General features: G+C 55.2%; 19 protein-coding genes and 2 pseudogenes. 8 read left to right on the top strand and 13 right to left on the bottom strand.

The features are described 5' to 3' along the window. Positions 1-11 precede the first annotated feature (11 nt). From ACPRTJ_RS13945 to ACPRTJ_RS13930, 4 genes and pseudogenes are all read right to left on the bottom strand, one after another. The gene (locus tag ACPRTJ_RS13945; RefSeq protein ID WP_371039663.1) at positions 12-668 is read right to left on the bottom strand and encodes a DUF1788 domain-containing protein; all 657 of its coding nucleotides are present in this window, start codon (positions 666-668) and stop codon (positions 12-14) included. Then, positions 665-1,279 (bottom strand): DUF1819 family protein, encoded by a 615-nt coding sequence (locus tag ACPRTJ_RS13940; RefSeq protein WP_371039662.1) that lies wholly within the window; start codon positions 1,277-1,279, stop codon positions 665-667. The genes ACPRTJ_RS13945 and ACPRTJ_RS13940 overlap by 4 nt, the downstream gene beginning before the upstream one ends. After that, positions 1,276-1,473 carry a helix-turn-helix domain-containing protein gene (locus tag ACPRTJ_RS13935; protein WP_102886092.1) on the bottom strand — a complete coding sequence of 66 codons (198 nt, stop codon included), beginning with the start codon at positions 1,471-1,473 and terminating at the stop codon, positions 1,276-1,278. Before ACPRTJ_RS13935 ends, ACPRTJ_RS13940 begins: the two co-directional genes overlap by 4 nt. A gap of 175 nt (positions 1,474-1,648) precedes the next feature. Further along, positions 1,649-1,871: pseudogene (locus tag ACPRTJ_RS13930) on the bottom strand (hypothetical protein). Positions 1,872-2,045: 174 nt separating this feature from the next. On the opposite strand from ACPRTJ_RS13930, the pseudogene ACPRTJ_RS13925 reads away from it, so the two are divergent. Further along, positions 2,046-2,255 (top strand): annotated as a pseudogene (locus ACPRTJ_RS13925) (WYL domain-containing protein); the annotation flags it as partial. 52 nt (positions 2,256-2,307) lie between these two features. Here the strand turns inward: ACPRTJ_RS13925 and ACPRTJ_RS13920 are convergent. Beyond that, entirely contained in the window at positions 2,308-2,793 is a 486-nt protein-coding gene (locus ACPRTJ_RS13920; RefSeq protein WP_426427029.1) for a hypothetical protein, read from the bottom strand. A 701-nt stretch (positions 2,794-3,494) separates the two neighbouring features. Between ACPRTJ_RS13920 and ACPRTJ_RS13915 the strand changes: the two genes are divergently transcribed. From ACPRTJ_RS13915 to ACPRTJ_RS13905, 3 genes are read left to right on the top strand one after another with little or no spacing between them, the layout of a single operon-like run. Next, positions 3,495-5,201, top strand: coding sequence for a dynamin family protein (locus tag ACPRTJ_RS13915; protein ID WP_426427028.1), 1,707 nt, complete (start codon positions 3,495-3,497; stop codon positions 5,199-5,201). Positions 5,202-5,214: 13 nt separating this feature from the next. Next, complete coding sequence (locus ACPRTJ_RS13910) at positions 5,215-7,458, top strand: dynamin family protein (RefSeq protein ID WP_426427027.1); 2,244 nt, start codon at positions 5,215-5,217, stop codon at positions 7,456-7,458. Next, positions 7,455-9,800 carry a dynamin family protein gene (locus tag ACPRTJ_RS13905; RefSeq protein WP_426427026.1) on the top strand — a complete coding sequence of 782 codons (2,346 nt, stop codon included), beginning with the start codon at positions 7,455-7,457 and terminating at the stop codon, positions 9,798-9,800. Before ACPRTJ_RS13910 ends, ACPRTJ_RS13905 begins: the two co-directional genes overlap by 4 nt. A gap of 332 nt (positions 9,801-10,132) precedes the next feature. On the opposite strand, the gene ACPRTJ_RS13900 is transcribed toward ACPRTJ_RS13905, so the two are convergent. Both ACPRTJ_RS13900 and ACPRTJ_RS13895 read right to left on the bottom strand, forming a co-directional pair. Beyond that, a complete protein-coding gene (locus ACPRTJ_RS13900) occupies positions 10,133-11,185 on the bottom strand; it encodes an ADP-ribosylglycohydrolase family protein (protein WP_426427025.1) in 1,053 nt (350 codons plus the stop codon). A gap of 9 nt (positions 11,186-11,194) precedes the next feature. Next, complete coding sequence (locus tag ACPRTJ_RS13895) at positions 11,195-11,452, bottom strand: hypothetical protein (protein WP_426427024.1); 258 nt, start codon at positions 11,450-11,452, stop codon at positions 11,195-11,197. A gap of 119 nt (positions 11,453-11,571) precedes the next feature. Between ACPRTJ_RS13895 and ACPRTJ_RS13890 the strand changes: the two genes are divergently transcribed. Next, positions 11,572-12,447: a WYL domain-containing protein gene (locus ACPRTJ_RS13890; RefSeq protein WP_093257771.1), complete on the top strand. Its 876-nt coding sequence runs from the start codon at positions 11,572-11,574 to the stop codon at positions 12,445-12,447. Between the two features lie 195 nt (positions 12,448-12,642). Here the strand turns inward: ACPRTJ_RS13890 and ACPRTJ_RS13885 are convergent, their stop codons facing one another. The 3 genes from ACPRTJ_RS13885 to ACPRTJ_RS13875 all read right to left on the bottom strand — a co-directional run bounded on the left by ACPRTJ_RS13885 (position 12,643) and on the right by ACPRTJ_RS13875 (position 18,039). Then, on the bottom strand, positions 12,643-12,855 hold the full coding sequence (locus ACPRTJ_RS13885; protein ID WP_177344868.1) for a hypothetical protein: 213 nt from the start codon (positions 12,853-12,855) through the stop codon (positions 12,643-12,645). Positions 12,856-13,084: 229 nt separating this feature from the next. Then, positions 13,085-16,495 (bottom strand): TM0106 family RecB-like putative nuclease, encoded by a 3,411-nt coding sequence (locus ACPRTJ_RS13880; RefSeq protein WP_426427023.1) that lies wholly within the window; start codon positions 16,493-16,495, stop codon positions 13,085-13,087. A gap of 62 nt (positions 16,496-16,557) precedes the next feature. Then, a complete protein-coding gene (locus ACPRTJ_RS13875; RefSeq protein WP_426427022.1) occupies positions 16,558-18,039 on the bottom strand; it encodes a hypothetical protein in 1,482 nt (493 codons plus the stop codon). 219 nt (positions 18,040-18,258) lie between these two features. Here ACPRTJ_RS13875 and ACPRTJ_RS13870 point away from each other — a divergent pair, with 219 nt between their 5' ends. Next, positions 18,259-18,906 (top strand): HEPN domain-containing protein, encoded by a 648-nt coding sequence (locus ACPRTJ_RS13870; protein ID WP_033968774.1) that lies wholly within the window; start codon positions 18,259-18,261, stop codon positions 18,904-18,906. A gap of 232 nt (positions 18,907-19,138) precedes the next feature. Here ACPRTJ_RS13870 and ACPRTJ_RS13865 read toward each other — a convergent pair whose 3' ends face one another. Both ACPRTJ_RS13865 and ACPRTJ_RS13860 read right to left on the bottom strand, forming a co-directional pair. After that, positions 19,139-19,807, bottom strand: a complete 669-nt coding sequence (locus tag ACPRTJ_RS13865) for an inovirus Gp2 family protein (RefSeq protein ID WP_426427021.1) — start codon at positions 19,805-19,807, stop codon at positions 19,139-19,141. A gap of 477 nt (positions 19,808-20,284) precedes the next feature. Then, positions 20,285-20,467 (bottom strand): AlpA family transcriptional regulator, encoded by a 183-nt coding sequence (locus tag ACPRTJ_RS13860; protein ID WP_426427020.1) that lies wholly within the window; start codon positions 20,465-20,467, stop codon positions 20,285-20,287. Between the two features lie 492 nt (positions 20,468-20,959). On the opposite strand from ACPRTJ_RS13860, the gene ACPRTJ_RS13855 reads away from it, so the two are divergent. Then, positions 20,960-21,808 (top strand): hypothetical protein, encoded by an 849-nt coding sequence (locus ACPRTJ_RS13855; RefSeq protein ID WP_426427019.1) that lies wholly within the window; start codon positions 20,960-20,962, stop codon positions 21,806-21,808. Between the two features lie 1,247 nt (positions 21,809-23,055). Next, positions 23,056-24,093 carry an ABC transporter substrate-binding protein gene (locus tag ACPRTJ_RS13850; protein ID WP_426427018.1) on the top strand — a complete coding sequence of 346 codons (1,038 nt, stop codon included), beginning with the start codon at positions 23,056-23,058 and terminating at the stop codon, positions 24,091-24,093. Positions 24,094-24,156: 63 nt separating this feature from the next. On the opposite strand, the gene ACPRTJ_RS13845 is transcribed toward ACPRTJ_RS13850, so the two are convergent. Beyond that, positions 24,157-24,771, bottom strand: a complete 615-nt coding sequence (locus ACPRTJ_RS13845; RefSeq protein WP_088513846.1) for a helix-turn-helix domain-containing protein — start codon at positions 24,769-24,771, stop codon at positions 24,157-24,159. Positions 24,772-24,920 lie beyond the last annotated feature (149 nt).

The following is a 24,920-nucleotide window of genomic DNA, read 5'->3' as shown; positions in this document are numbered from 1 at the left end:
CTACTACTTCCTCAGACCTGAATCTCGAAAATGTTGAATGCGCGGTAGTACTTGTCGTCGTGCAGCAAGCCGAACAGCTCCAGCGAAGCCCCCTGCTGCAGTGAGTGACGGTACTCACCGGGGAAGAACATCACGGTTGGCTTGTCCTTGGCGGTACTTTGCAGATTGTTGAGCACGTTGTGCGAGCGGATGTAGGGGAACACCTCGCCAATACCTGAGAGAAACAGAACGTCGTGCTCAGCCTCAGCGATGCGCTCGCCAATTGCCGGAATCAGGTATTCCTCGACGCCCAAGACGTTCTGCAGCAACTCAAGCAGAGCATCCTTCTCCACGTCAGGCTCGACGGCGAGGATCTCGTCCCAGAGGCTGCTGTCATCGCTACTGCCTTCTCGAGCTTTGAGCAGCTCGATGGACAAATCGTAGAGATTGATCTCCAGAACCCGCACACCACGCCCCTGTAAGCAGTCGATGCTCAAGCTGGCCAGGCTGTTGACCAGTTGCCGGCGCATGCGTTGTATCTCGACGGCCTCGGCGGCCTTGTACTCGCAGATGTAGAACGGCAGGTCGTTGTTCAGCCCTTTCATCTCTATAAAGCGCTGGCTGCTGATGACGCCCAGCAGGTGTTCGAAACGTGCGGCCAGCGGCTGCTGGCTGATTTTCCGGCTCATTGAAGCCACCTTTGAATTTCGCTATCCGTGGCAGGAAAAACCAGCAGATGCTCGCGCCCATGCTTGGCTATCAGCCGGGCTAGATACGGGGTCAGCAGCGCCGGCTGGATCTGACCTTGCTCTGAGAGCAGGCCGGACTCGCGCAGCATCTGAAATACACTGTGGCGCAAACGCTTTTGGGTGGAGACTGCAATTTCATCCAGCTCCTTATGCCAAAGCGCCTTGGCGTTGTAGAAAGCCTCATAGTCAGCAGTCATGATCCGGTGACGCCGGCTGAGGTAGTATTCGTGCAGTACCTCAATGGCGAAATCACGGATGAAGCCATAACGGCGACTGACCGCCGACCAGAGCAAGTAACTGCGCTCTCGCAGGTTACCGTCGACCAGAGCCTCCAGTTCTTCGATATCAAGCAGTTCAAGTCGCCCGAACAACTCGATGCTAATGCGCTTCGCAGAGCTGGCTGTACGCGCCTGCAGGAGGTTGCCATTACGTACCTCTGCACGGGTCTGCGACCAGTCGCGCAATGATAGGTAACGCTCGGCAACCAACGGGGCTTCCTGCAGAAATAGACCACCCGTGGTGAATGACAGGCGGTAGCGCTCGGCACTCATGCTGACCCCAAGGTCGCATCATCATTTGCCCCACCAGCTTTAACCCACGAATCGACCTCAGCTTTCTGGAATTTCCAGAGCCGCCCCACCTTGTGCGCAGGCATGTGTCGCTTTGCAATCCATGCATAGACAGTGTCCTTACTCACGCCCAAGTGCTCGCCGATTTCCTCGACACTCAACCACCGATCTGTCATTTCCAGATCCATATCGACTAAGAGTCGAGGATTCTAGCTGACTTGCTAGGGTTAAGACTGATTTATTTGGATCAAGCCTGTTAAGGAGCACTAAAGAAATCCACTGGAACACCTAATGCATCAGTGGCGGCACCATCCATCAGGCTGACACGACCTAAGCTGCCAGGCCCTCCCCTTAGCCCTCTGCCGGAATCAACGCCTGCAGAATCACCAGTTTCCTTTGCAACTGCTCAATGTGCGCTTTCTCAGCCCGCAGTGCTGACCGCAGCTCCCGATTTTCCATCTCCCAAATGCGAGCCCAACGCACATACCTTTTGAAGTCGAGAGCCATTTTCCAGAGCTCGCGCAGCCCCCATCAACAGCAATGCGCCTATAGAAACCCCATCCCACGCAGCCATGTTCGCCACCCTCAAAACACTGATAATTCCGAAGACAGCAAGACGATATGTAGCTGAAAGTGACACGTCTAGAGTGTAGACTTATACAGGTAAAGAATTCGAGCATATGGAGAGGGTATGAAGCGCAAGCAATCCATCGAACAGGTTCGCTGAGACCTAGCTCTTCGCTATCGCCTGATTGAACCCGCAGCCTGGCGGGAGGGCAGGCTGACCACGGGACACTTGATACAGAGCTTTGGCATTAGTCGGCAGCAGGCGTCCAAGGATATCAATACCTACATCACCGAACATGCGCCCAAAAACTTGATATATGACAAGCAACTCAAGGGTTATATGCCAAGCAAGCAGTTCAAGCCGCTGTTCATCGACGACAGTGCCAGCGCACGTCCAGCAGTGGTGGTAATGCTTGATAGTTCTGAAAAGAGATAAAAAGGTATCAAGTGCGTAGGGGCCGGGGCGTTTTGGATTTGCCTTTCAAGCAATAGTACCCCGCCAACATCAGCAAATACCCAACCCACTTGTAGGGCAGTAATTTCACCATGAACCCTGCTGCTGTCCAGTCTTCCCAGGAACCGCCCCCTCCGCCCAAAAACAATGCCACAGTCAGCAGCTGGGTAAACACAACGTATGCGCCACCAAACTTCAGCAGAAAAATCCAGACTCGCTTACGTTTGGCTATGTACTCCGACTCACTGCCAGCACTCGACCGTATGCCACCCAGCACTGCCCCGAGGACCAAAAGGCCTACCGCCCCGGACACGAGTGAAAGTGCGGTGGACGCCTCTGCCAGATCCCCTTTACCGCCATACAGGTAGATGTAGTAAATCAGGAAGGCCAAATAGAGGGCGAAACCAATCCTGAAAGGACGAGACATCATCGCAAAGCCGATCAACGCGACGACGATACCAATAACCCACACCATTCATTGCTGCTCCTGCCAGTTCGCTGGATAACCAAACGAGGTCCATCACCAAAAAACGCGACCAGCATAATGCCAATAGGCCGCCACTAAAAAATGAAGCCTTCGCCAAATGCCTATTGGCGAGAAAATAGCTTGACCGGCTTTCGTTCTATCCCCACCGCTTGCAGTTACACGTGCAGCACCTGAATACTGGTTAAGCATACAGGTAAATATTTCAACCATGCACCTCCGCGCAAGGCCTTGAAAATGCGCGTTGCATCTGAAGAAAAACCCCGGGATATGGGCGTTTTGTTGACAGTTTACCATGCCGAATCAAAGTGCCATCATACAGGCAGAACAGATTGCGCCGATCTATTGGTTTCACCCAACGCAATCTCATCCGGGATGCGATATGCCATCAGTTATTTGGCATGCGCGATCAACACCCTACAGACAAGGACGTGTGCATGCCTTTGCCCTCCCCTTCCATTGCACTCAATGCTTCTGTAACAAGACCACGAGCCAAGCAGTGACGCACTGACCTCGTGAACGGCCCTGAACGCGACCCGAATGCGGCAACTGCGGTTGTAACCTTCTCGGACCGGCCCCCTTCTCGCACGACGAGAAAGACCAGCGATTATTTGAATATCCCAGCGCATAAGCCTCTGTGCACCCTATGCCATGTTTTCGCGCAGACCATCAACACTTAAAGGAATATCACCATGCTCGAAAGCCAGAAAGAGTTCGCCACTTACTTGAAGAAAATGCAGGTGCTGCTCAATGACCAAGCGTTTTCATTCGATCAGTCATTGCTTCCAAAAGTGATGGAGACCGAGCTTGTGGTGCCCGTAATCGGGGCCTTCAGCGCCGGTAAGAGCTCGCTGTTGAACGCGCTGATGGGCCAGGACATTTTGCCAGTTGGAATTGCGCCGGAAACTGAACTGGCGACCGAACTGCGTTATTCATCTGAGCCCTATCTGCTGGCAATCAAACCCGACGGTGTGCAGGAACGTTTGCCTGTTGAAGCGCTGAGTACCATCAATCGTCGTTCCAGCGAGTTTTCACACTTGCGCCTGTACCTCGACAGCGAGGCGTTGAAAGCCATTGCGCCCCTGGTGCTGGTCGACATGCCGGGCTTTGGCTCATCGCTGGAAAACCACAATAAGGCCATTGCTTACTACCTGCCGCGCGGTGTGCACTTCGTGGTGCTGACCAGCATCGAGGACGGCAACATTACGCAGTCGATGCTGCGCAAACTCGACGAGCTAAAAACCTACAACACCGATTTCACCTTCCTGCTGAGCAAATGCAACCTGCGCGCCGCCGACCAGGTTGAAGACGTGCAGGCCTACATTGACGACCAGCTCGGGGTGTATTTCGGCGAGCACTACCGCAGCATCACTATCGGCAACCGTGGTGGTGAGGAACTGAAAAATGCACTGACCGCATTGCAGCCTGACGTGCTGTTCTCGCGCCTGTTCATCGACATCCTCAAGGACCAGAACTTCGAAGTACTGGCGCAGATCAACCTGGCGCTGAGCATGCTGAAAAAGGACAAGGCCGAGAGCGAGCAAACCGCACGCGCACTCGAGCAGGCCTTGGCCAAGCTGCTGGAGCAACGCAAAGACGTCGAGTCGGACCTGAAAGATCGCTACTCGGGAAAAATGCTCGACCGTAGCCTGCGCGGCCTGGACAACGCGCTTAATGACTCCCTCGACGAGCTGGTCACCTTGGGCAGCAGCAAGAACCCGAGTGCCCTGTCGAATGCACTCTCCGACATCATCCGCAGCAGCCTGTCCAGCACGATCAAATCTGAAGTGCAGGACATCTCCACCAACATGGTCGACCGGATTGCCAGCAACCTCAGTGCCACCAGCAGCCAGATGTCCGTACTGGACATCAGCGGCAACTGGAGCGAGGAGCTTTCCAACAAAGTCAAGTTTTCGCTGGAGCGCACCACGGAAATGCTCAGCGACTGGTCGACACGCCTGAGCAATCGTGCCGAGGAAGACAAGAACAGCGGTGTCATGCTCTACCGCAGCCTCTCTACCGTGCTCGCTGTCACCACCACCGTGGTCAATCCGCTGGTAGAGCTGGTGATCATCTTCTTGCCCGAAATTCTCAAGATGTTTAACGGTGGCGGTAACGAGCGCGAGAAGTTTCGCCAGAAGCTGACCGGCGAAGTGTTCCCCAACATCAAGGCGGAACTGCGCGGGAAAATTCCGGCAATCATCGACGAGCAGCTCAACGCCATGCTGAAGAAGATCAGCGACGGTTTCGAAGAGCAGATCACCAAGCAAAAGCATGTGATCGATTCGATTGCACAAGAAAGCCTGCAGCTTGAAGCACAGATCAGCGAGAAGACTGCTGTGCTGGAAAACCTTGCCACCGCAGTAAAAGCCGCTGCAAACGAACACCTCTACAAGTAAGGCGAACGACCTAATGGATTACCAATCACTCGTCGCTTTTAGCGAAAGCCTGCACACGCTGGCAGCAAGCAACCAGGACCTGTTTGAGCGCGAAATCGAGCAGTTCAAGCGGCTGAACGGCATCGACCAACCGCAACAGCTCGCGCAAGCGTGCCAGACGCTGCAGGACCAGAACCGGCTGATGAACATCGGTATTGTTGGTCGTGTGAAAGCCGGAAAGTCATCGCTGCTCAATGCGCTGATTTTTAATGGCGAACCGATCCTACCCAAGGCTGCAACACCCATGACCGCTGCACTGACCACCATTACCTGGGGCGAAGTGTTCCAGGCCAAGGTTGAGTTCTACAGCGAAACGGACATCGCCGCGATCCGCTTCAAATCGGACCAGTTCGAGCAACGCCTGGCCACGCGCAAGCGCGAATGCCTGGAAGAGCTGGTGAAGCGTCGTAACGCCCAAGCCAATAGCGCGCCCCTCGATATGGCGCAGCTGACGATCATGGCCGATAAAAAAGCCTTGAACGAACTGCAACGCGAAGAAGGCTTGTTCGCGGCATACGACCAGTTCCAGCGCATGAAGAAGTCAGGGCTCGATGCGGCCACGCTGCACTTGCACAGCGAGATTCAGGCAGGTAACCCGAAAGAGCTGGCGGCTCGTCTGCACAACTATGTCGGTGCCGACGGCACGTACATGCCGTTCACAAAGACGGTTCATGTCGCCATGCCATTGGAGGCACTACGCGATATCTGCATCATCGATACCCCCGGCATGAACGATCCGGTCCAGTCGCGCGAAGAGCGCACAGTCGAATTGCTGAAAACCTGCGACGTGGTGTTCATCGTCAGCCCGGCCGGCCAGTTCCTCAATGAACAAGACCTTGAGGTGATGGGGCGTATTACCCAGAAGGAAGGCATTCAGGAACTGGTACTGGTGGCCAGCCAGATCGACACACAACTGTACGGCAGCGAAAAACGCGCGCGCTTGAGCGATGCCGTGGAAGCCATCCGTGCCCAGCTGTCGGCACGGGCACAGAGCACCCTTGCAGACCTCAAGATGAGCAGCCCGGAAGTGGGCTCGGTGTTCGACAACCTGATCGGTTCGGTACACCGTAACCTGCTGCATAGCTCCGGCTTGTGCCACAGCCTCAACCGCCGCTTCGAAACGCCCGAAACTTGGGACTCGAACGAGCAGGTGACCTGGGACAACCTGTCCACCGATTACCCGGATTACTTCACTCGTGACAACCAGGCACTGTCGTTGAGCAGCCTTGACAGCTTGGCAAACATTGACGCGATCAACGCCATGCTTGCCCAGGTGCGCGAGAAGAAAACGGAGATCACACGGGAAAAAATCGCCAACCTGATGGTTCGCAAACAAAAGAACCTTGAGGCATTTAAGGCGCTGATCATCACCCTGGCACGCAACCAGGTCATCCAGATCAAGAACGCCAACGTCGATCAGCTGGACGAACAACTGGCTTCGCTGGAATCGAAGCGACTGGATCTCTCACTGGAACTGGATGTCAGCTTCAAATACACCATGGCCGACTACCGCCAGAAGTTGCGTGACGACATGCGCAAGACAGCTGCGCAATTGCTTCGCGAGACGCAGTCCACTGTCAAAGACGCGGAAGGCTATTTCAGTGAAACCATTGTCGTCGACAACCCTGGGGTTGGCAGCTGGTTTGCCCGCAAGCTTTGGGGCGGCGGTACTACCGAGAAAACGGTCGTTCGCGCCAAGATCATCAGTAGCCAGGTCATCTCCACCATCAACGAGTTCATGAACGACATCCAGGATGAGCTGGGCGCCAAGGTGGAGAGCTCTCATCGCGGGTTGAACGAAGAACTGGCCCGGACCCTCACGCCCAAGATCCGTGAGGTGCTTGAACAGGATGCTAATGCGCAAATGATCAAGCTCGCGATTCTTTCGATCATTCAATCGATTCCTGACGATGACTTTGATTTGGGCATTCCGTTGCCTGACTCCCTGAAAAGCAACGGCACGCTCAAGGGCTACGAGGCCGAACGTTTCAAGGATGCCGCCGATGACTTCATCGGCTCGTTGGGTAGCAAGGTCAAAAGCAAGATCAGTTCGTTCATCAACGATGTTGAACGCAACGCGCCTTCCACCATCTCCAACTCCTTCGTCGATGAGATTCAACGCCGGATCAATGTGCTCAAGGATCAGGTCGACAACGCGGCTCAAACCATTGACCGGCTTGAACGCCTGGCACGCAAGGCCGAAGAGGTCACCCTGTGAGCAACCCGCCAGCCATTCATGAACAGGCACGCTCAACGCTGGAGTCGCTGTCCCGCTTCTGGCAGTTCAAACGCAAGAAGCTGGCAGCTGAACTTCAGGGCCACCTGGATGATGCCCAGAGCCAGCTCGACTCGTTGTTCAGCACCAATCAGCAATTGTCCGCGCTGTGCGCGGGCCAGAACGACGAAATCGGCGAGCTAAAATCGCGCAACGGCTCGCTAGTCGATGCATTGCAGCTTGAAACAGCCAATTTGGCCTCGACCTCCGAAGCGTTAGCGCAGGAGAAGGGCAAGCTCCAGAAGGCTATGCTCGCACTGACCCAGGCCAAGGTGTACGCCAAGGATCTGGAAGAGCGGCAGGCTCAGGCCATGGCCCAGATCGCAGAGCTCGAAGAGCACCTTGCCGATCACAAGCAGGAGCTTGTCGACAAAGAGCGGTGCATTCAGGAACTCCAGTACACCCTGGCCGATACTCGACAGCAGATCGAAGCGCTGAACAACGTCAAACAGCGGTTGACCGAGCAGTGCGCCGAGCAGACTGAGCAGATCCGCACGCTGGAGTCGCGCAATGAGACGCTCAGCGACCAGTTGCAGGCAGAACAGGCCAATACGGCAGAGCTGGAAGCACGCAAGGACCAGGCGCTTGCGGAGATCGCCACCCTTCAACAGCAGCTAGCAGATCGCAAGCAGGCGCTGGCGGAAAAAGAACAGCGTATCGCTGAACTTGGGCACACCCTCTCGGACGCGCAACAGCAGATCGAAGCACTGAACGACGCCAAACAGCAGTTGGCCGAACAGTGCACCGGGCAGGCTGTAAAGATCGGCTCGCTGGAGTCGGACAATGAAGCGCTAACAACCCAGTTGCAGGCAGAACGAGCCAATGCGGCCGAGCTGGAGGAACGCAAGGCACAGGCGCTGGCACAAATTGCCGAGCTGGAGACGTACCTGGAGGAACATAAGAACCAGTTGCTTTCCACGGAGCAGAACGTCGACCTACTGGAAAGCCTGACCGAACAACTGAAGGCCTCCCAGCAGCACCTGGAAGAAAACTACGCCGACATCAACAAGCAGCACCTGTCGCTAACCGAGAAATTTTCCCTGGTGAGCAAAGTCCTGGCCCAGCAACCGCCCGGTAATGAAGAGCTGGCCAAATTCGCCGACCTGATCAACCACGACTACATGGAGTTCGCCAGCCGAGAATCGTCGTTGGCCGGTGAAGCCCAAGCAGTGCTCGACATGCAGGCGATCCTCGCCGAGATGCAGATGCTGAACAACTTCCCGAGCATTGCCGGCAAAACCATCCTGAGCATTGCGGGTGGTTTCAGCAGCGGAAAGTCGGCGTTCGTCAACAGCTTCATCCGTAACCCGAGCGTGAAGTTGGCGACCGGCATCAACCCGGTGACCGTGGTCCCCAGCTACGTGGTGTGCTCCGAAGAAACCCGGATCAAGGGTTATTCGTATAACGGTGGGGCCATCGACCTGGAGCCCAGCCTGTACGCATCGATGTGCCACGAATATGTTCAGGCCTTCGGCTTCGACCTGCGGCGCATCCTGCCCTTCATCAGCGTCAAGGTTCCCATGGACCCGGAGCTGTTCGGCAACCTGTGCATTATCGATACGCCCGGCTACAACCCGGGTACCACGGGTGGGGCCGCGGCCTCCGACCGTAGCACTGCAGCCTCCCTGGTCAATCAGGCATCGGCGCTGGTCTGGGTCATCGGCCTTGACCCGGCCGGGACCATCGACCAGTCCGACATCGAGTTCATCGAGTCCACGCCGTTCCGCGCAGAGTCGCTGTATATCGTGTTGAACAAGGCGGATGTGAAGTCTCAGGACGATATTCTCGAGATCATGGAGCAAGTAGCCGACGACCTGAGTTTCGCGGGTATCGAGTACGCCGGCATGTGCGCCTATTCGTCTACGCGCAAGAAAGACTACCCCTCCAGCGGCCTGACGTTCGAGCAGTTCCTGCGCTCAATCAACCGTAAAGTGGATGTAGTCGGCAAGGTTACCAGCAAGCTCGATACCGTATTCGATGCCTACAAGCAGGCCATCCAAGCCGATATTGCGCAACTGGAAGGCCGCAAGGGCGAGTTCAATGCGTTCAAGCTCGATGCGCTGGAAATAGGCGGAACGGCGCTGTTTGACAGAATTGATCGAGCATTCCCCATCTCTGAGCAAATGTTCGATTCTTCCGGGCTGGAAAAACTCGTTGATGAATGCGAAGGCCTTCGTCGAACGCTCAAGCTGGCCGCTCGAAAAGCCCTGGAGGTTTGCGAACTCGTTCGCATCAGAACCTCTGTCGAGTCTGATGACTTCCTTCGCACTCGAATACGCCGGTAAACGCCGGCACACAGCGTGTTACTAACCCAGGCATGCCTGCTGGCAGGCCGTTGCTGGCCAGGGCGCTGAGCCCTGGCCTGTGCGCTCAAAATCGTCGCCGCGCCAGCAACTCCGCCAACGCCCCTTCAAGCCACCCTGCGGTGCGCATCTTCAGTGCCTTGCTCCCGCACCTCGGGCACTGGTCAAACCACTCGCCGGGCATCAGCGCATCACTTTGCGGTGCCACTGTCTTTGTCCAACCGCATCCTTCACATTCAAAGGTGAAGGGCCTGGGTTTGATGGGCATTCTAAATCTCCTTGGTCTCTTCGCTGATGTATTGCCATCGGTGCATTCAACTGCCCGGATAAGCCAATTCGATCTGCTCGTCGAACGCGCCACCAATCCCGCAGTAATCACGTGGAACACGCTCAAGATCCTCGGCTACCTGCACGATCACCTGGCGCAGTTCCAGGCGTTCGAACCAGCGGGCAGGAATGGCAGCAGCACCATACTGGGCACCCAACAAGTGCCCGGCGACAAGCCCTGTGCTGCTGCTATTGCCACTGTGATTCACCGCCGTGATCACCCCTTCTTCGAGTGATCGTGCTGTCAGCGCACACCACAGTCCAATCGCCAGCGCCTGCTCAGCAACCCACCCACCGCCAAGGTCGCCAATGCGTTTCGGGGTGGGTGTATAGCCCTCGTAGTAGAAAAACAGCACGCGCTCGATGAGGCTGCGCGTTTCTTCCATACCAGGTACTTGCCCATATTTGGCCAAGCTTTGAGTTACCGCGTGTTCCAGGCTGTCTTGTCTTTCGACAACACGCTGAAGAATGTCGGCGAATAGCCCTGCCGCCAGGTAGCCCGTCGGATGCCCGTGCGTCAGGCGCCCAGACTGCGCCGCGTAGTCAAATGCATTGGCAAAGAATGCACAGGGTGCAACACGTACCAAGGCGCCGCAGCCCTTGCTGTTGTTTTCGGCAACCGCTCCCAACCGCGCGCTGGCCTTTAGTGCATTCAGGCAAGTTGTGCCTGGGGAGCGACGAGACCAGAGTTCGACTTGCTTGATCAGCCAGCCATCTGTGACGATCGGTATCGCAGAGGGGTAATCCTGGGTCATCAGCCAGCGCAGCAACGCTTGGTGAACAATGCTCGGGACATGGCACGTCTGCCGTAAACTGCCAAGCACAAAAGCGCGCAGCAAACCTTCTGCGGTGAACAGCATCATCTGCGTTTCGTCGCTGATGGCGCCGGTGTTGCCGTAAGCCGGGGCAAAATCAATGATGCCCTGCGGACCGAACTTGGCCTCGATGGCAGGCCACTCAAGAAACTCCACGGGGGCGCCAAGCGCGTCTCCGACAGCACCACCCAGCAGGCAGCCTTTGATCCGTTCAAGTCTGTTCATGCACTTCCCTTATCGCTCTGCAGAGATCAAGTTCTGCAAAATCACCAGCTTGCTTTGCAACTGCTCGATGTGCGCTTCCTCAGCACGCAGTGCCGAACGTAGCTCCCGGTTTTCCATCTCCCAGATCCGCGCCCAACGTGCGTCCTGGCGGCAGGCAATCGCCACATGCCAGATTTCTCGCAACCTCAGGTACTGCATCAGGAGCACCGTCAGGATCACCCCGATCAACACCAACGCCCCCGTCGAAACCGCTTCAGACATAGTCATGTCCACATCCTTTCGTGACTTCAATTTATTTCGAAGACAGACACACGATATGTAGTGATCAACGACAGGTCTAGAATGTAGACTTATACAGGTAAAGTATTCGCGCACATGGAGAAGGTATGAAACGCAAGCACTCCGTTGAACAGGTACGCTGGGACCTGGCACTTCGCTATCGTTTGATCGAGACCGTTGTCTGGTGGGAAGGCAGGCTGACCACGGGGCACCTGATGCAGAGCTTTGGCATCAGCCGCCAGCAGGCATCCAAGGACATCAATACCTACATCACCGAGCATGCGCCCAAAAACTTGACATATGACAAGCAGCTCAAAGGGTATGTGCCGAGCAAGCAGTTCAAACCCCTGTTCATCGACGACAGTGCCAGCGCCTATTTGCACCTGCTCTATCAGAACAATGAGCGTGCCCCGCACATTGATGGACTGGCACTGGCCTATGCGCACACCAAGGTGTTGGAAGTGCCGGATCGCCCCATTCGACCGGAGATTCTGCGCCCCTTGCTCAAGGCCTGCCGCGAAGGCCTGCGCCTGGAAACCGAGTACGTATCGTTCAATACCCCGAACGTAGAGGTTCGCCTCATCGCCCCTCACACGCTGGTGTACACCGGCATGCGCTGGCATGTGCGGGCCTACTGCGAAAAGAATGGCCAGTACCGCGACTTCGTGCTCAGCCGCCTGCGCGGGCAGCCGGACCTGCTCGACGAATCGCCGAACACACGGGAGCTGGATGAAGACTGGAATGTCGAGATTCCGGTTATCTTCGAGCCCGATGGGCGATTGAACGAGGCACAGAAGGCAATCATCGAAACCGACTTCGGGATGACGCAAGGACAATTGGTGGTGCCCAGCCGCAGGGCCTTGGTGAAGTATGTGTTGATGCGTTATCGGATCGACCCGCGCAATCTGGCGACGAGCCCTGAGGCCCAGCAAATTGTGGTGAGCAACCTCAAGGAACTGAGGCCGTGGCTGATGAATGACTGACGCTCAAATTCCTGAGACGAGGGGCATGACGTCCCGAGTCGATGGCCAGCTAATGCTCGTTCAGCCGCGGGTGTATCTGCTCAACCCTATTCGGAGGACGACTCACCCGCGGGCAGCAACGAAGAGATCCAGCCGTCGAGGATTTCAGCCATACCAGCTGGCGACATCTGTATCAACAGTCAGGGCTGTCCCCAGTCACTGTAGTTTCCGCCCCATACCTTGGGCCTCGATGATCATGCGGTCGAGCAGAGCGAGCATGTCATCGACATCAATTTCCTGAAAGCAGCCCTTCGCCTCCTGCTCCAGGATCATGGCGGCGAACTCCTCGCTGTATTCGACCTCACCCTCGGTTTCAACTTGCGCAGGTGCCGGGTCACCCGAGTGACCATCCTCTTGATCGTTACACATCACGAACCTCGCATTGAAATGGGACCTTAGCTGAACGGCCGCGCCAACTTGGCCCAAGCAGACACCCGTTGGAAGCAGAAAAAGGACGGAGTTGTCGACGTTATCGGCGTTTGTCAGGCCGAATCAGAGTCACGTCGGTCCAGCTCCTGTTTCATCTCCATGTATTCACGGACAAACTCGTAGCCCTTCTTGGCAACGACGATGACACCGATAATTGCGAACAGATTCTTCATAGCACAACCTCTTGGGATTGACGGGTTTCGTGGACCGTTCCGTACCTGACCGCCATGCACAAGCCATTGACCAGATTCATGTCTTGCGGCGTCTGGCAACGAATGGCCGTCAGATCAGGACTGGCGACGATACAAGCCAGCGACTTCGCCCGACTGACCGCCACATTCAAACGGTTTTTCGAGTACAGGAAGCCGATGTCCCTGGGCAGGTAGTCTTCATTCGACGTCGCCATCGAGACGATGACAATCTCTGCCTCTTGCCCCTGAAACTTATCTACAGTGCCGACGCGCGCACCCGCCGGCAGCACTTGCTTCAACAGCTGTACCTGCAAATTGTAGGGCGCCACGACCAGGATGTTTTCGAGAGACACCGCGTGCTCCTCGCCAGTGTTATCCACATAGCGCTGCTGCAGAAAGTACGTGTACAGCGCTTTGACGTACGCGGCTTCTTCATCGGAACTCTGGCCGTTGCCGTCGTGCTCCACAGGGCAAAACATCAGTCCGCTGCCCGGTACCTCCGGGCGCTGGCCATCCAGTCGCAACACCTGCCGCTCGGCTCCTGGTGCCGACGACAGCTGACCTTCGTACACCGCATGAGAAATGAATGAGCAAACGTGCGGATGCATCCGCCAGGTTTGCGCCAGAAACACCCCTCGGTCAGGCGCAATGGTGGGCGTGCCATCCAGCAGATAATCGAGGATAGAGTCACCGGAACGGCCAGGGTGCACGCCTTGCACTGGTTGCGACAATTGCATCTGGTCGCCCATCAAAACGATGTTGCGTGCCGCAATGCCCATGGTGACCAGGTTCGCCACGCTCACTTGACCGGCCTCGTCGATGAAGAGGTAATCCAACGCCTCGGTGAAGGTCTCGTCGGCAAATAGCCAGGCGGTACCCGCAGTCAGGTCAATTCCCGGCCCCCAGGCATCAAGGAAATCCTTTTTGTCTTCGATGGAGCGAATGCAGAGACCAGTGAACTCAGTGCCCTCTCCCTCCGATGACTTTTTCAACCCTTTGAATGCAACGCCCTCTGCTTGTGCACGAGACTCAACAGCAGCCAACAGGTTGTTGATGGCATGGTGCGAATTGGAGGTCACACCGATGCGCTTGCCTGCTTTGAGCAGGTCAACAATGACGTGCGAGCCCGTGTAGGTCTTGCCGGCACCCGGTGGCCCCTGAATAAACAGCACGCTGTTCTCGAGGTTGCGTACCACCTGCTTGATGGCATCCGTCGTCGTCAGGCGTGGATCCAGCAGTGGCGCACCCGGCTGGACGTCTTTCACCCGTGGGACGCGTCGATGGAGAAAGTCCGCCACCGCCTGGAAGCGCTGCTCACCGGCCAAGACGCTGTCGGCATAGCGAAACAGTGCCTCGCGCAGCGAAGTCGATGAAATCGGCCTGCCGGGAATCATGTCGAAGTCATCCGGTGGCGCTTTGTTCGCGGTGGCTTTGAACATCGCCAGACACGCGTTACTGTCCAGGTTAACCAACTGCACATTGGCCAGGGACTCGGTGATGACGCCTTGGGAACCCGTGCGCATCTTGCTTTCTTGAGGTTCGAAACTGTACTCAAACAGAAATGATTTCTTGATCGGTTCGGGCGGCGTTTTTGTACGCCGCAAACCGGCCAGGCTCTCGATATCCTCAAGCAGCTCCTCAGTGGTCATGTCCTGACGACTGAACAACTGCCACCATGTCGGCTTGTCTGCCCGACGGTGGAAGTCGAGCAGTTGGAAGGTGAGCAACCTGACTTGATCCGCTTCGCTTAGAGCACATTCGGCGGCGGACAAGCCAGCGAGCAAACGATCGCAATAGCTTTCCAGGCGAACCTCGATCTCCTTTTGTTCCGCTACAGCTTTCTCGCTTTCTGCTTCAGGCTCGGAGAGAGTGCTCGCATCCGAAGGTTTAATGCTCAAAAGCCAGTTGCGCAGAAGATAGGTGGATAGCACGTCGTCTTCGTTGTACCGCTCGATCTGCTCGAGCAACGCCGACTCGCCAGTCTCTTTCCAACGCTCATAAAACACGATGCTCGCACCGGCATTGGTAACGTCGCCGTCGCGCTGCCCCATGTAAAAATGCTCGATGTTCTTGATCGAGTAGCTGGGCTCAGACACCCGGATCGCTTCGCGCACGACCTTGTAGAGGTCGATCAGCTTGCCGTTGCGCAGCAACCAGTCCACTTGTGCCTCGCGTGTACCGTGCTGGCTCATCAGGCGCTTGATGGCCGTCTCTTCATAGCTGGCATAGTGGTAGACATGTGCGCTGGGGTAACGCTTGAGATGGGCGATGACCCAGTCGATGAACTGCTCGAACGCGATCTTTTCTTCCTCTCGGCTATGTGCCCAGAAGGGTTTGAAGGATTGTTGGCCACCTTCGTCGATATACAGACCGAAGAGATATTCCAGGCCGCCCTCCTCCAGCGGATTGCCCTCCATGTCGAAAAACAGATCGCCCTCAACCGCCGTGGGCATTCGGCTAAAACCACGCCTTTTCCCCACGACCGGCAGAAACTCGAACAACGGGCCATCACTGGAGCGCCCCTGGAACTGCAAACGCGCCTGATGGCGCAACTTGCCCAACGACTCCACTTGCAACTTGGGGATGCGCAAGTCATCGGTACTGTTCGCCAACTGCTGCAATGTGGTCACTCCACCAGCCTGCAATTTCTTGATTTGCGAGCGGCTGATGCCGGCGACTGCCGAGAGGTGATCGTCTTGCAGCCGTTGTTCGTCACAGCGATCGCGCCACACACAAAACCCGCAATGCCCGCATGGCTCCGGGTACGTCACAGGTTGTCCGTCACTGTTCACGAACGCCGTGAAACGCTGCAGTACTTGCTCCAGATAATCGGCGTAGTCAGCGACCCGAAATGCCTGCTCCGTACGCGCAGCATCACCCAGTACGACATACATGAACTGCGGCTGTACGCCCTGGATCGAAATCAGCATTCGCGAGTAAAGCGCAACCTGCACAAGGAACTTGGCCTTTGCAGACTTGGCCAGCTTGGTGTCGATCACCTCATAGCTGTGATCGCCCAACGCCGAAGCCCGCGGCACCTTACGCAGGAAGTCGGCATGCCCAATGAAAGCACCTTCCTGAAGCGAAGCCTGGAAGATGATGTCCGCACCAGCCTTCATGGCCTCAATGGTCAGTTCCACCCGCCGCGCGAAACTCGGATTTCCCTCGGCAATGTCGACTACGTGAGCATTTTCGCGTTTGAGTCGTTCAAGAAACGCCGCTTCATGAGCGAGCCCCTTGCCCTGGATCAGGCGGTTCTGATCGCTTGCCGGCGCTTTTTCCATCGGGGCAACAAGATGCTGGAGGTCCAGTGCCGTTAGGTGCTGGCACTCCAGAAAACCGCAGATGTCTGAGGCGGAATACAACTGAACGCCGTTCCGGGTTTGCATGGTTGTATTCCATCCTGTGAAAGGCCAAGGGGCACATGGTGCTGCGCAAATGTTGCGTGTGTTCAGGCGTCGAGCGAGCAATCCTGGTAAAACTGCTCGAACAGGCTCGTTGGCAAGTGCTGCGCATCAAGCAGGCCGAAGTGCTTGCCCACGTTGCGCCCCAGGGCCATGAGTGTCCTTGCAGAGTTCTCGGTACCGGCATAGCCGGCACTCACGATGTAGTCGACACGACCCTTGTCGGTCGTCGCTCGCGCATACGCGTTGCCTGTGATCAACACATCCACCAGGCAGACACTGACGCGCTCTTCACCGACTGTGAACGGCTCGAGGGCCTCGGTAGCCAGGGCCGCACGCAATCCGTCCTCACCACCGGCGACGATGCGCTCAAGCTGTGCAAGCGGTCGGCCGAACAAGTCGAACTCTTCAATGGAAAACGGAAAACAGTAGCCCTGTGCAGTGGTACGCGTGAGCGGCTTCTCGTCACGCGGCTGGGCCACCAGCCATTCAACAAACGAGGCTTTGTTATCGAGTGCACCGCTGTAGCGGAAGGCCAGATAATCCTTGAGAACCTGGCTGAAAGGATGACCCGTGGGCACCCAACTATTGCCACCACGCTCGCGGTCCTGCGCCTCGACTTCTGGCTCACCCGCTGTGGAATCAGACGCCAGCGCCAGGCCAAAGCAGCGAAGATCATAGCCAAGCATGAACAGGCTGGCCTCGAAGGCATGGCAACGCGCGGGGAGAGTCCCTTGCCCAGCAAACCAGTTGGTACGCTCGAGCAGCGCTCGAATAATCCAGCCCAAGCGCACTTGCCAACGCGCCCACTCGGCATAGTCGATCGTCGAAAACTGTGGCGCCGCCACGCTGTTCAGGAACGCTCCCGGGTTGCGGATCTGGCTGCCTCGCGCGCCGCCGGACGGGAACATCAGCAAGGGTTTACCACGCTCTGCCCACTGCTGGCGAAACAGCGAATACAACATGGCAATCGCAGCGCCCACACGGCTGTCATAGATTGGAGAACCGGACAAATCGAGCAAGGCGTGAATCTTGGTCAGGCCAGAATCGAAACGCTCGACACTGCTAGCGTCGAGGTCATCCAGGTCATTGTCACCGTCGAGCGTCATGAGTCCGGCCATCTTTTTCAGGTAGCCCGACAACTCGCCTTTGGCCGCCAACCGGTGCAAGAACGGAATGGCGCCCCGCACGCCGCCCCAACGAAGAATCTGCAAACACGCCTGAAGCGCTTGTTGATCATCACCTGCGTTGACCGCACTCGTCAGCCACTCACGCAGTTGCCCCAAAGAGCGTTGGGTTTCAGCCCAGGTTTCAGACTCAACCACACTCTGGTTGGAGTCGTGCCAGCTTGCCTTCCATCGATAGAGCTCAAGTATCCGCTCAATCCCCTGGACTTCAACCGTCAAACCGCCAGGTACAAACTTGCTGGACTTGAAGCGCAGCTTGAACGTGAGCGCCGGCAAGTTGGCTGCCAGCCATGCAACGAAAGATTCCACTTCGGGTTGTGCCAGGAACTGTTCACGCTTCATGCAGGCCGCCTTGCGGGCAATGTCGAATGGCCATACCCTAAGCAAAATGGCAGGCCACGTCCACGTTGTCTGTTCATACAGGTAAACAAATTGAGCAGGTTCTAATGCCCTGAATAGACGCTTTTCAACGCCAGCGGCGATTGGCCCGGCCACCTGTAAAGTTTTCAGGCACACGCTACCTCTTTACCGACCGCCCACGACTTCAAGGATCGGCACTTCATGGACCATCAAGCACTCAAAGCCCGTCACCGCCAGGAACGTGAAGGCCACCATCCCAACCTCACCTTGCGCGTTCATCGCGCATTAAGCTGGCTGAATCGCGCCGAGCAGGCGGATGATCTTGATGGGCGCTTTATCTTTCTGTGGATCGCCTTCAACTCTGCCTATGCCACGGACATTGATGAGCAGTTCCGACTTTCCGAGCAGTCCACGTTCAAGGCGTTCCTGGACAAACTCTGTGCGCTAGACACGGCCAACCTGATCGAGAACCTGGTCTGGTCCGAGTTCTCAGGCAGTATCCGCGCATTGCTGGACAACCCCTACGTATTTCAGAGTTTCTGGGACAACCAGAACGGCAAGATCAGCGAGCAACAGTGGACCGAGCGCTTTGCCAGCGGTCGACGAGCAGCGCAGCAAGCGTTAGCCAACCGCAATACCCCAGCAGTACTCGGTGTTCTGTTCAATCGAATCTATACATTGCGTAACCAGGTAATGCATGGGGGCGCAACCTGGAACAGCAGTGTGAACCGGGATCAACTACGCGACTGCTCGAACCTCCTCGGCAAGCTGGTGCCGGTGATTATTTTGCTGATGCTGGATAACCCGGAAACGCTATGGGGTGATGCTTGTTATCCGGTTGTTGCTTAGGCAGACCACATTCCAATCCCGCGATGACAAACCAAGTGATTCCGCTTGCTGCTTACACTGAGTTGAAGGCGTTCACGCGCGTTTGAATATGCGCGAATGCTCTGCCTTTAGGAAGTCAACGCAACAAGAATTTGAATTCGGGGATCGAATTTGTCCTCAGTAACAAAACCTTCCAAGCCCTCAGGAAGGCAAACTGACCTGAGGGCAGGACCGGGAACAAGCTAATTACCCTCTATCCTCGGCTGAATCCAAATCCATGAGCGCCCTCCCCATAACGCTTCGTCGCAGCTTTACAAAGGTAGCTGGCTCGATGAAACAGTTCAGGTAACTGATCCACGTTACCTGGCCGGACTTCCCGATCTACTCGGTATTCTGCATTAGACGGGATATGTACCAAGCCCTTCACTTGCTCAACCTCGCACTTCAACGCACTCGCCCAAGCCTCCTGCATACGGGTGATCATATTAGGCCTCTGTGGCTGCAACCGCCCGACTGTGTAGTAGGCGTCTCTGTTGAGCAGGATCAGCAGGTGGTAATGCTGTCGCCCTCCCTCGCTCCTCTCTCTTGCCCAAACGTAACGCACCCTGCAGCCATGGGCGTACTTGTTCTGCTCACGTGCATTCTTACGATTGTGCTCAACTTTCGCCTTGAACGATTCGATGAATCGACTAATCACACGATTTGACAATGCATCATCCGGAATCCCTCCATAACGAGGAAGACGTAGGTCCACCCTAAATGCGATTACCCTAGGATACTGATCAAGGGCAAGGTTAATAGTGCGATTCAGCGCTTCAAGGTATCCAAGTATGAAAGGGCCTTTTTCCACCATTATCGGCAGCCCTTTAAACGTAGCTGCTGAGTACAAACGAAGATTACGATTTTCGGAGAAACGAAGCATGATTACACCTACCTTACTAAAGATCATACCTTCAGTCAGCTAGGTAGTTATTTACATGCTCAACATAGCCCATTGAACTAGACCTCGATCACACACCTAACAACACTAATGACGCTTACCCATGCCACACTGCCATTTACCAGGCATTTATCAGGCAACTATAATAGATGCCCTTCGATGGGCATCTATGATATTAACCTAATAAGTCAGTAGATCTCAGACCTCTACATGAGTGATAGACATTGGCTATTAGAAGGTATCACTGCAAAGACCAAAGCATACTACCCGCACCGAAAACCCAACCACTAGAAATCCAAAGGGGGTTAAGATATTTTTATTCAGAATCAAGGAATCTAACACACTCAAAAGTTCCGACAAAAAAGCATCATGTCCGGGGTTAACCGGACATTATTCTTCCATTGAAAGCAACAAAGCAACAATAAGCAGACCAGACGCCAAAGAGAAGCCCATCAAGATCTACTGATTGCGCTCCTCAATTCGATCCAAGATCCATTCCTTAACCTCACTTTCCAGCCACCCAACACTCCGCCCTCCCAAGGGTATCGGCTTCGGGAACCAGTTACCGGAAACATATTTGTAAACCGTCGAGCGTCCAAGGCCTGTCATTTCCATTACCTGCTTTAGTCGAATTACCTTCATGATGAGCTCCTAATTTTACTCATCAGATCTGGCTTCCATGTAATCCTTTACTTGGTTATCAGTCCACCCAAGAAAGCAGAGAAGAACTTTCAACCTTGCACCCTACAATCCCAACCATGCACTCACACAGCAGAAGTAATAAAGCACAACTTCACCTAAGCGAAGGGCGTTATATAACCGAAGAATGACCGAGCACTCGCCTCATTTGTAGGTGCGCCTTGACACCACTCCCCCTCACGCCAACACCGCCCACAGTCCACTTGCAGGAGGCGGCTCCGACAGCCTCGCAATGCTTTTGGAGACAGAAACACCTATCACAGCAGGCTTTACCTCATGAAAGCCCCATGTATACTGACACCTGAGCCTATTTTACCCTCTAGGAAAGCTCTAGGATTACGCTAAAAAACAGCTATAGATCCACTATTTTTCATCTATGGATCTACTAGAGATTTTGCGTAAGCCCTCCGCCAGCCATCAGGTAGAACCACAGACATGCCAGTCCGCCGCAACGACAAACTTCAGAAAACATTTAGCAGCTTTAATGCCGACAGCCGATTCGCAACCTGGCTATGGATTCTTATGAAGTACAACTACCCAGATATATTTCTAGGTGAATTTAGAGGTCCAGACATGCGCAATCTAATGGCAGAAACCATCATTAACCAGCCAGGACTAAAACAAACAATCGAAAACCAAAATAGAACCGACTTCTTACCCGAGCAGAGCCTTCAGTGGATAACAAACAAAAAAAGACAGAACGCTTTTCTGATGAAAAAACTTATCGAAAAAAACTGGATCAACTACACAGGCGTCCCCGACAACCTAACCGGCAGAGATCTAACCATTGCAGCAATTGACACATGGCAAATAGACAAAACTAAAAAATCAGAAATCATCAACCAAATAAGATCTGAATGGGAAATCCATACAGAATCTGACCACTTATTCAAATGGTTCGACGACCCAGACGAGAAGGAAAAACTGAATACAGCATGGGAAATAACCAAAGACAAATACTCATTCCTGGTCTTTCATCAAAACCAACCTCAAGAAAGAGATGACTTTATCATTCTGCTTGACTCTATACTCATAACCACGTCAGAAAAAATACTGCTCATGAACTCCATCAAGAAACGATGGAGCCAGAACAAATATCGCGCTAAAAATACTGGAAAAAAACAGTACAACTTTATCCTATCCGACAAAACCATCAAGCGCCTTGACAAGCTAGCCGACAAACATGACCTAAAGCGAACTCAAGTCCTGGATATACTGCTAAAAATGGAGGAAGAGAAAGGAATTTACATCCAAGAAAGACTAAAACAACTGGTCGACAGCTAAACATTGCAGAGGCAGCATGATCCATTCATGCTCCGCCCAAAACATCCTACCGAAACACTCTAATTTCTAGCAAGGCTGTCAGAAACTCACTGAACAGCCTCGCGAGAGCAACAAATTCACGAGCTCTACCGATAAGGTCAGAATAGATAAAGAACCTTCTTTCGCCATAAATTTAGCATCAATTTCATCAGCCCATGCCTGCACCATCTAACGTCGTTCTTGCATATATTCAGCCTGATTGTAGCTTATACGAACTTTGTTTCTCTCGGCATGCATCAACTGACGCTTGATCACGTCTGCGCGATTTCCCATTTCGCTCTGCATGGTCGTGGCTGTCGCACGAAAGCCATTAGCTGAAAAGCCTATGCTGTCCTTACCATTGAAGCCTATGAGCTCAAGTTCCGGCTCAGCGTTGTGGCGGTCATGCTTTCGTTCGGCTTGCGATGGTTTCGGAAAAAGCAGCCAACGCTCCCTGTGTGGGTGCTCAGTTCACGCTGCAACTCGTCCAGTTGCCTGGACAGGGGGACGATGTGCGGGCCTCGCATCTCATACGCTCAGCCGGAACTCGCCATTCTGCCCGATCCAGATCGAATTCGCGCCACTCCACCTTGCGGAGGTCTACGTTGCGAACAAAGGTAAGCAGCATCAGAAGCAGCTCGATCACCGCAATCCTGTAGCCAACCGTTCGGCCTCTCTGTTGCGTGACGAATGGACACCTTGGAGAATCAGTGGCCTGGTCTTTTCCCGCTCATTGCGCGCATCAGCCAGTCCGATCTCCAGGGAAGTGATAAAGGAACAGCATAGCAATAGCCACCATCAGGACGTCCCAAGGTACCAAGCAAATCTCGCCGGCATTCCAAATGGCATTCCAAAAGAAAAAATAAACCTAAATAGTATTTTAAAATCAGCGACTTATGTTATCTGTTCAGATTACCCCGGCCCACCAAACTCAGAAAAGACATTCTCGGACTTCTTCTCTGACCCCTCTCATCCATTCATAGTTTAGTAAAACCCAATCCAAGAATCGAAAAAGTCAGCTTTTACCCTCCTTACCCCCATGAAACCTTAGGGCACCACAAAACCACCTTAGGAGAACACTGCGCTGCGTGGCGAGCCTTGCTGTTGGCTGTGCGGTTTGCCCTGCAGCGCATGGAACGAGAACCGGATGTCTCTCGTCTGGGAGGACCGATTGATCCCGGTGTCTCGAGTGATGTGCAATCACCCTTGAACAGTAGGAGATAACAATAATGATCAAAGCTCTGAAATTCGCAGCACTCGCAACGGGGATAGTCACTGCCAGTCACGGCCTCGCGGCCGACCTCACCATCGTCTCCTTCGGTGGCGCCAACAAGGAGGCCCAGGTAAAGGCCTTCTACAAGCCCTGGCAACAAGCCCGGGGCAGCAAGATCATTTCCGGCGAGTACAACGGCGAAATGGCCAAGGTCAAGGCCATGGTCGATACCCGCAGCGTGTCCTGGGATGCCGTGGAGGTGGAGTCCGCCGAGCTTGCCCGGGGCTGTGAAGAGGGCATGTTCGAGACGCTGGACCCAGCTCAGATCGGCCTCGATACCAAGCATTTCGTTCCCGGGGCCATCCAGCCCTGCGGCATAGGGTTTCTGGTGTACTCGACGGTGCTGGCCTACAACACCAGCAAGCTGAAGCAAGCCCCCACCGGCTGGAAAGATTTCTGGGATGTGGAGAAATTCCCGGGCAAGCGCGGCCTACGCAAGCTGGCCAAGTCGACTCTGGAGTTCGCCCTGATCGCCGACGGGGTAGCGCACGCTGACGTCTACACGCTGCTGGCCACCAAGGCAGGCCAGGACCGCGCCTTCGCCAAGCTGGATGAGATCAAGCCGCATATCCAGTGGTGGGAAGCCGGTGCCCAGCCACCTCAGTATCTCGCCGCGGGGGATGTGGTGATGAGCTCGGTGTACAACGGCCGCCTCTCGGCCAAGCAGAAGAAAAAGTACGACCTGGACATCGTCTGGTCCGGCGGCCTCTACGAGTTCGATTCCTGGGCTATCCCGCGGGGCGCTTCACGCCAGGAGAATACCCGCGAGTTCATTGCCTTCACGCTCGACCCCGCGCAGCAAAAAAGCTTCGCCGAACATATCGACTACGGCGCCGCCAACCTGCAGGCCATGCAACTGCTCGACAAGGACCGCATCGCCGAACTGCCCACCGCGCCAGCGAACCTTTCCCAGCAGGTGCCGGTAGACCCCCTGTTCTGGGCCGACCATGGCGAACAACTGGAGCAACGCTTCAACGCCTGGGCGTCGCGCTAACCCCCTGAACGGCCAGCCATGGGGCACTCACCCCATGGCTTTCGGAATCTGCCGAGCACAAGGTCAGACCTCCGTCATTACCACCATCACCTCGGCGTCACTCCCCGCCTCGCCCTCAGCCAGGTAGATGTGCCCGATCGCGCTGTTGAAATACACCGTCTCCCGGCAACCAACGCTGACGGATTCACCCGTTTCGAACTGAATGCGCACACGGCCCGAAAGCACCACGGCAAACTCCTGCCCGGGGTGGCGAATGTAGTCTTCGAACTGGCTCATCTCACGCGCGCAGATGCGGGCATACATCGGCGTCATGTTGCGCCCGGGAAAATCCCCCGCCATAGGGTGGTACTCGTAGTTGCCCGTGCTGTAACCCGCCGCCGTATCGATGGCCGTGCTCACCACCGTGGGCTGTACCGCACCCACGCTCACCTTGGCCGGGTTGAACAGCTGGGCGATATCCACACCCAATGCCCGCGCTGCCGCCGCCAGCTTCTCGTAACTCACCGATACCTGCGCCAGCTCCATCTTCGACAGGGTCGACAGCGCCACGCCTGAACGCTCGGACAATTGCTTGAGCGTGAGCTTCTGGTTCTTGCGTATGACACGAAGACGAGCCCCCACCTGGGCGCGATCTATCAAGGGGTGGGCCGGGGAACGCGAGACTGGATCGGAGCTCATGCAAACTTCTCTGCCATACGAAAACGATGCCTTTGGCCAAGCCGGGCAAGGGCCAAAAATAATACCTCAAGGTAATAGGTTGACTGGAAAATTCTCATATCTTACATTTCTCGTATCTGAGAATTACAAGAACAGCGGCGAAGACATTG

It is taken from the genome of Pseudomonas palmensis, from assembly GCF_049942755.1.
Taxonomy (GTDB): domain Bacteria; phylum Pseudomonadota; class Gammaproteobacteria; order Pseudomonadales; family Pseudomonadaceae; genus Aquipseudomonas; species Aquipseudomonas palmensis.
This window is presented reverse-complemented; position numbering and strand designations above follow the sequence as displayed.